The following is a 6,000-nucleotide window of genomic DNA, read 5'->3' on the forward strand; positions in this document are numbered from 1 at the left end:
TGTTTTCATTGCTGCAAGCTTTTCTGCCATGCCATATCCAGTTCTTCTACCGTGACACCTAGGGTCTTAGGCAGCACCTCCCGGAAACGCTCAACAGCCCCTTGATTCACCTCTGCACCCGTACCTGCCTGATATGGGTATTGTCCAAGGGCTTTAACCACTGCTTTCACTTTCTCGGGTCCAAACCGTTCTACCATGAACTTTACAATCATGCCCGAGCTATCATAATAGTTAGAGATTTCCCGATCCTCTACCAAGGTTTCCAAATTGATATTCTCCAGCAGCCCAATCGTCAAGGCGTCCTCCCCATAGTTTGACAGATAACGCTCTTTTGTATAATCCTCCTCCGGCTCATTGGGTATATTGGCATAATATACCGCCAAGCCCTCAGAAAACCAATAGGGAAGATTATTATTTGACGCTTGAATCGTAAGCTTATGCAGCAGCTCGTGCTCAATAATCATTCGATAGGTTTCTGTATCCGGAAATTCTGAGGTTTTGATGGATTCAGGATATTCATACCATCCTGCAAACTGCCATTGAAAGGAAAGCTTTACAGACTGGCGCAGCAGCTCCCGGTCTTGATAGAGCTTGATAAAGGTTCGATCCTGCAGGTCTTCTCCAAATCTATTTATAATATTTTGCCTCGCCGCTTCACACACTTCTGCAATCATGGCAGCATATTTTTTAGAAGGGCTAAAATATTGTATCTGAAAATTCTCAGTGTCGATGGTTTCAAAAAATAAATCTCCATCCCGCCACTGTTGATTCTCCCGTACTAGCCGCAGTGGAAATTGCACCTGATAGGCTTCCCCGTTATAGGTGTACTGCTGCTGAATCTGCACTTTAGCCTCATTTTTATGAATCAGCTCAATACTTCTTACCTTCAGCTTGTATTCCTCTATATCATTCAGCAGAATATCCCGCATCCAGCTGTTCTTTTCTGCACGGTAGGTATCATCCTGTGAAACAATGGTATCCATATAACCCTCCATATCCTTTTGCCGAACAGCAGTCTCCTGCGCTTGAATCAGGGCTGTAATTTCTTGTTTAACCTTTTGATCTTGATTTCCACAACCGAATAACAGCAGGATTATGATGAAGAATAAGACTCCACTGAATTTTCTTTTTATCATAGAACTTCCCCTTACCTTTTTTTAGCATGAACTATTTATATATAGCTTATGTGGAAAAGAAGGTTTCTATATCAAATATTTAACAGGTTAACTATCTATAGCATCACGCCTCAGAAATAAACTGTGTTCTGTAGGGGCAGACCTACGTGTCTGCCCGTTTTTTTCGGGACGACACATAGGTCGTCCCCTACGATTATACTTGTTAAATAGAAGAGTCTTTCTATTTATCATCACTTTTTTCCAGTTTAATGTAGCCTTTGCGTATCAGCTTTTCCACATGCTCCTCCACTTTTTCCTTAATATTGATATTGTACTCCTCTTCTAGTACAAACATCATTGAAACGGCAACCTGGGCCACATCTAATAGCTCCTTACTGATCATATCCACAATTTCATGCTCCTTGAGTTCAACCTTTTCACCATTTAGGCCCCTAAATTTTCCGATGGCCTGTGCCAGTTCCCCTGCCTCCTCCATAAGCTTCAGACAAGTGGATTCTAAGCCTGGCTGCAGGTTATTCAGCTTTGGAAAACTGATCTGTTTAAAAACTGTATATTCCTTCACCATTTTTCCTCCATTAGAATTGATGTTGATCACGATACTCTTTTGGGGTTATTCCAGTAATCTTTTTGAAGACCTTTGAATAGTAGCTTTGGTCTTCAAAACCTACCGCTAAAGCTATATCTAAAATCGATTGGTTTATATCCTTTAGCAGCTGCTTGCTTTCCTGAATTCTTACCTTATTAAGATAGGTAGAAAAGGGCATACCCGTTTCCTTTTTAAAGATGGTAGAGAAGTAGGAGGGATTTAAATATACGATTCCCGATACTTCTTCTAGTGTGATATTATTCATATAGTTTTTGTTAATATAGGATAATACCGTCTTGATAAGTTCTGCATTCTTGGAATGGGCTAGACTGAATACATTCTCCATAAAACGATCCAATACCTTTAATATCCAATAGGATAAATCTTCAATATTTTCAATTTTACTTAACTGGCCGATAAATTTGTAGTTTAAACCAAAGATTTTATCTAAAGCACCTCCGCCTTCTACGGCAGCCCGCGATAGAAGAGAAGTTAACTCAAGGGTTCTGGCCTTCATTACCTCCATATTACCACCTGAAGTAAAGAATATATGCCCTAAAATATCATTCAGTATGGTTTTCGCACCTACTTCATCACCATTTTTCACCTTCGTCATTAATTCTTTCTCTTTTTCATAAGGATAGTAGCTATGGCTCTTGTCCTCTTCCTTCATATCCTGCATGCTAAGATTGATATGGGATTGCTGATGCATTCTTTGATTTCTTTCGTACAAAACAAAACGGTCCTGATCCATAAGACTCAAGGTAACCATAAAAAGCAACCGGCTTAGGTATTTTACTTTTTCTGGAGTTACAATAGGTACATCTGCTATATATTTCCTTACGGATTCTCGATCATCTTCCTGCAGGGCATATTTATTCATAATACCCTCTAAAAGCAGGTCATCCGGTTCATCTAATAAAATCGGTCCCGCGATTAATGCCCCTCGCAGCACCCGATTGTAGATCAGCGGTGCACTATAATGAATTAAACCCACTGGGCAATGAAAAACGTAACCCTCCCCTATTTTTTCTGCCTGCTTGCTGGCAAACAGATGAACCTGGGGGCAATGACATCCTTCTTTTGAAGTAGGGACAAGATGCGTACAGAGAGTAGGTCTTCCGCCGCAGGCTTCTACGATCTTTCCCTGCTCATCTATCATAAACACAGTAATTCCAGTTACATAATAATAGGCTTCCAGTGTTTCTTTCAGTTGTTTGGGGTTCACACCCCGATCCTCATCAAAGCTTCTACCTAGATTCACCATTTCCCACCCCATAAAAAAACATATTGTTTACAAATAAATCCTGAAACTGCATCTCTGTGGAAAGCTCAATATAGGTTGTTTTTTGAAGTATTTCTTCCAGCTTAGCGTGATTATCACGGTTGATCAGATATGCAGCAGCGCCTCCGAGGGCACTATTGCCTACTACTTTAATCCTGTCTCGTAATTCCCCCCTGGGAGCAAACCGATGGTAACAGCACTGTCAATATGGATGCCATTCTCGAATCCTCCTGCCATATAAACACACCCAATATCTTTCGGAATGATCCCCATACACTGCATTAAGATTTCAACGCCGGAACGATGGGCTGATTTTGCAAGCTGCACCTCCCGGATATCTTTCTGGGTAAATAGAATGGGCTGATCCTCCTCTGTCCTGGCTACCTGGATGGCACCGGCTTCATAGTCATCGGAAAATTTTCCTGTTTCGTCTATTATATCACTTTTACAACAGGAAGCGACAATATCTATTACACCTGACCCACAAATACCTACGAGTGAAGCATTTCCTATGGTTTAGCAGCTTATCTTGCCCTTATGGATTGCCAGGCTTGAGATAGCACCCTTAATACTGCCGGTACCATACTGAATATTACCCCCTTCAAGGGCAGGTCCCGCTGCTGTAGAAGGGGTCAGAATCTTATTTCGATTGCCAAGGGCCATTTCCCCATTAGTACCGATATCGATCAGCATAGTCATATATTCCCTTTCATGAAGGCTGCAATAAAGCATTCCTGTCCTTATATCTGCTCCTACATAGGCAGATACCCCTGGCAATAGTATGACGTCACCATCACAGAGGGATAGGCCAAAGACCTCACTGAAATGCAATGATGAAGTGTTGTTGTAATCGTTTGAAAAGCATGTGAAAGGCAATCCAGTAGAGACTGCCATATAGTTGTATCCCTATTCCAGCAATTATTTCTTCCAGATCTCTGTGCCTCCATAAGTGGCGTCATAGGCATATTATATTTTTCTAATACCTATTCAAATTATCCCCCTTAACAGACTTTAACAGATTACTTTTCTTTTCTCCTGATGGCTCCACAGAAAGCTTTCCTGCATCACGAAATTTACACGCTGCTTTGTCACAGTCTTTACAGGAGTGGTCTGTTTCACTAAGGGGCAGTTCCTTTGATGATCCATAGAAATAGATCATAGATTTAACAGGCTTTAGCATGTAGGCCTCTGTGAGTGTTAGGTGCAGGGCAGCACCCTCTGCCTGGAAAAGGGTAAGTATGGCCTTTTGTACCTTTAATGGCACATCCTTCTCTCCCGGTTCTATTCTCTCTGTCAAACCCAAGCCAAGGGCCCTGGCCTCATTGGAAAGATGACTATATAATTGATTGCTAAAATTAAAGATCAATTCGTCGGCCATGACATCCAGGAGCATCCCCTCCAGATAATCTCCCTGATGGAACAATTTACTAATCTCGTCAGTAATCTTTGGCCCCAGAGTTAGAAAACAGCAGGCAACCTTGGAGCAATGATCAATTTTCTCTATTGGGGGGAATTTGCTTTTTTCTATGAAATAGTAGCCGCCCTCCCCTTCTACCAGTTCTTTTAGTATTGGCTCCAGTTTTATGTACGCTGCATAAAGAACATCATAAGCAGTTCCCTCTTCCCTGCAATCCATTGCTCTAAATACTCTATCCTTTTGAAGATTCCAAAGAAAATTACTGATGATCTTCATTCCCATCACCCCTTTGATGCGTACTTTCATTTATGAATTCGATAGAGATCAGAGGGTTCCTTCTTTTTATGCCGTGCCATCAAAACTGCTTACTCGCTAATATACAATTAACTTGAGCGCTCCAGTTAGGGATACTGCAACGTTCAAGTTAATTAGAAATCTGCTGTAGTATAAGAGTTATTCCATAGGTGAAAAATCAATCATCCAACAAGCCGCTTCTAAAGGCTTGGATATACTTCATACAATATTCATCTTTATTCAGCAGTGCCTCTGTTGCTATAATCATTTTCATCATTTCACGATTGGCCGGATCCAGGATGGCCCCATCCAGTCCAGCCATCATGCACAGGGCTAAAAAAGTACGGTTTAATAGTCCCCGTTTAGGCAGCCCAAAGGATACATTGCTCAAGCCGCACATAAAATGGACTCCAGGGTATTCTCTTTTTATTCCCTGTATGGTCTCAAGTGCTACTACACCCATATCTGTAGAAGTCCCAATGGGTTGGATCAGCGGATCAATATATATATCCTCCACTGCTACGCCATCCTGCATCAACCGTTTTATAAGATTACATCCAATCTGAATTCTTGTAGCTGCATCATGGGACATTCCGTGGGCATCATCAATCAATAATGCAATGATCCCCGCCTTATACTCCTTAACTAAGGGAATAATACCCTGATATCTTTCTTCTTCAGCGGTGATTGAGTTAATCAATGGCTTTCCTTTATGAGCCTTTAACCCAGCGGCTAGGGCAAGAGGATCAGGGCTGTCAATACAGCAAGGCTGCTTTACTGCCATCTGTACGGTTTTAACCAGCCAAGCCAAGGACTCTACCTCTTCGCCAACTAGTGTTCCGCAATTTACATCTATAAAGTGGGCTCCTTTTTCCGCCTGATCAATGGCTCTTTGCTGAATAAAAGCTGCATCCCTGTTTCTTACGGCTTCCGTAACCCCTTTTAAACTGGTGTTTATTTTTTCACCAACGATAATCATCTTTATCCTCCTTGTAAGATAAATATAGGGTTAGGGCTCAAAAACCCACCCGAATGTTCTTTGACAACTTTAAATCTATTGTTCAGATGAATCAGTGACACCAGACATTGAATTTTTTAAACATCGTGCTATAATCTCTTTGTCAGAGAGATAGATGTGCATTCCTCCTGGATCCCTTCCATAGTAGAGGCTTATCCGTGAAAAAGCGTGTCACTCCACAAGGACGATTCGATGTTTAGCTGGTTGGGCCACCATTTGGTGTTACCCGTTTCAAATGCAAGGTTGTTTGACGTTCTTCTTTTA

Annotated in this window: 6 protein-coding genes and 1 pseudogene; all 7 read right to left on the reverse strand. The window is 41.5% G+C overall.

Annotated elements, in window-relative coordinates:
- Positions 1–5: 5 nt before the first annotated feature.
- The 7 genes and pseudogenes from BUB56_RS15920 to BUB56_RS15955 all read right to left on the reverse strand — a co-directional run bounded on the left by BUB56_RS15920 (position 6) and on the right by BUB56_RS15955 (position 5,697).
- Complete coding sequence (locus BUB56_RS15920; RefSeq protein ID WP_110942271.1) at positions 6–1,136, reverse strand: gluzincin family metallopeptidase; 1,131 nt, start codon at positions 1,134–1,136, stop codon at positions 6–8.
- A 220-nt stretch (positions 1,137–1,356) separates the two neighbouring features.
- Entirely contained in the window at positions 1,357–1,701 is a 345-nt protein-coding gene (locus BUB56_RS15925; RefSeq protein WP_110942272.1) for a MazG-like family protein, read from the reverse strand.
- A 10-nt stretch (positions 1,702–1,711) separates the two neighbouring features.
- A complete protein-coding gene (locus tag BUB56_RS15930) occupies positions 1,712–2,989 on the reverse strand; it encodes a PocR ligand-binding domain-containing protein (RefSeq protein ID WP_190014619.1) in 1,278 nt (425 codons plus the stop codon).
- Positions 2,973–3,161, reverse strand: a complete 189-nt coding sequence (locus BUB56_RS20435) for an ASKHA domain-containing protein (protein ID WP_110942279.1) — start codon at positions 3,159–3,161, stop codon at positions 2,973–2,975. Before BUB56_RS20435 ends, BUB56_RS15930 begins: the two co-directional genes overlap by 17 nt.
- Positions 3,152–3,901, reverse strand: a pseudogene (locus BUB56_RS19985) (ASKHA domain-containing protein). The gene BUB56_RS20435 and the pseudogene BUB56_RS19985 overlap by 10 nt, the downstream one beginning before the upstream one ends.
- An 82-nt stretch (positions 3,902–3,983) precedes the next feature.
- Positions 3,984–4,700, reverse strand: coding sequence for a hypothetical protein (locus BUB56_RS15950; protein ID WP_110942276.1), 717 nt, complete (start codon positions 4,698–4,700; stop codon positions 3,984–3,986).
- Between the two features lie 196 nt (positions 4,701–4,896).
- A complete protein-coding gene (locus BUB56_RS15955; protein WP_110942277.1) occupies positions 4,897–5,697 on the reverse strand; it encodes a methyltetrahydrofolate cobalamin methyltransferase in 801 nt (266 codons plus the stop codon).
- Between the last annotated feature and the right edge of the window lie 303 nt (positions 5,698–6,000).

It is taken from the genome of Geosporobacter subterraneus DSM 17957 (assembly GCF_900142145.1).
GTDB classification, from domain to species: domain Bacteria; phylum Bacillota; class Clostridia; order Peptostreptococcales; family Thermotaleaceae; genus Geosporobacter; species Geosporobacter subterraneus.

Bases quoted from the DNA above. Each gene is read 5' to 3' on its own strand.
- BUB56_RS15925 (WP_110942272.1), bottom strand. From the start codon at position 1,701: ATGGTGAAGGAATATACAGTTTTTAAACAGATCAGTTTTCCAAAGCTG.
- BUB56_RS15955 (WP_110942277.1), bottom strand. From the start codon at position 5,697: ATGATTATCGTTGGTGAAAAAATAAACACCAGTTTAAAAGGGGTTACG.
- BUB56_RS15920 (WP_110942271.1), bottom strand. From the start codon at position 1,136: ATGATAAAAAGAAAATTCAGTGGAGTCTTATTCTTCATCATAATCCTG.
- BUB56_RS15950 (WP_110942276.1), bottom strand. From the start codon at position 4,700: ATGAAGATCATCAGTAATTTTCTTTGGAATCTTCAAAAGGATAGAGTA.
- BUB56_RS15930 (WP_190014619.1), bottom strand. From the start codon at position 2,989: ATGGTGAATCTAGGTAGAAGCTTTGATGAGGATCGGGGTGTGAACCCC.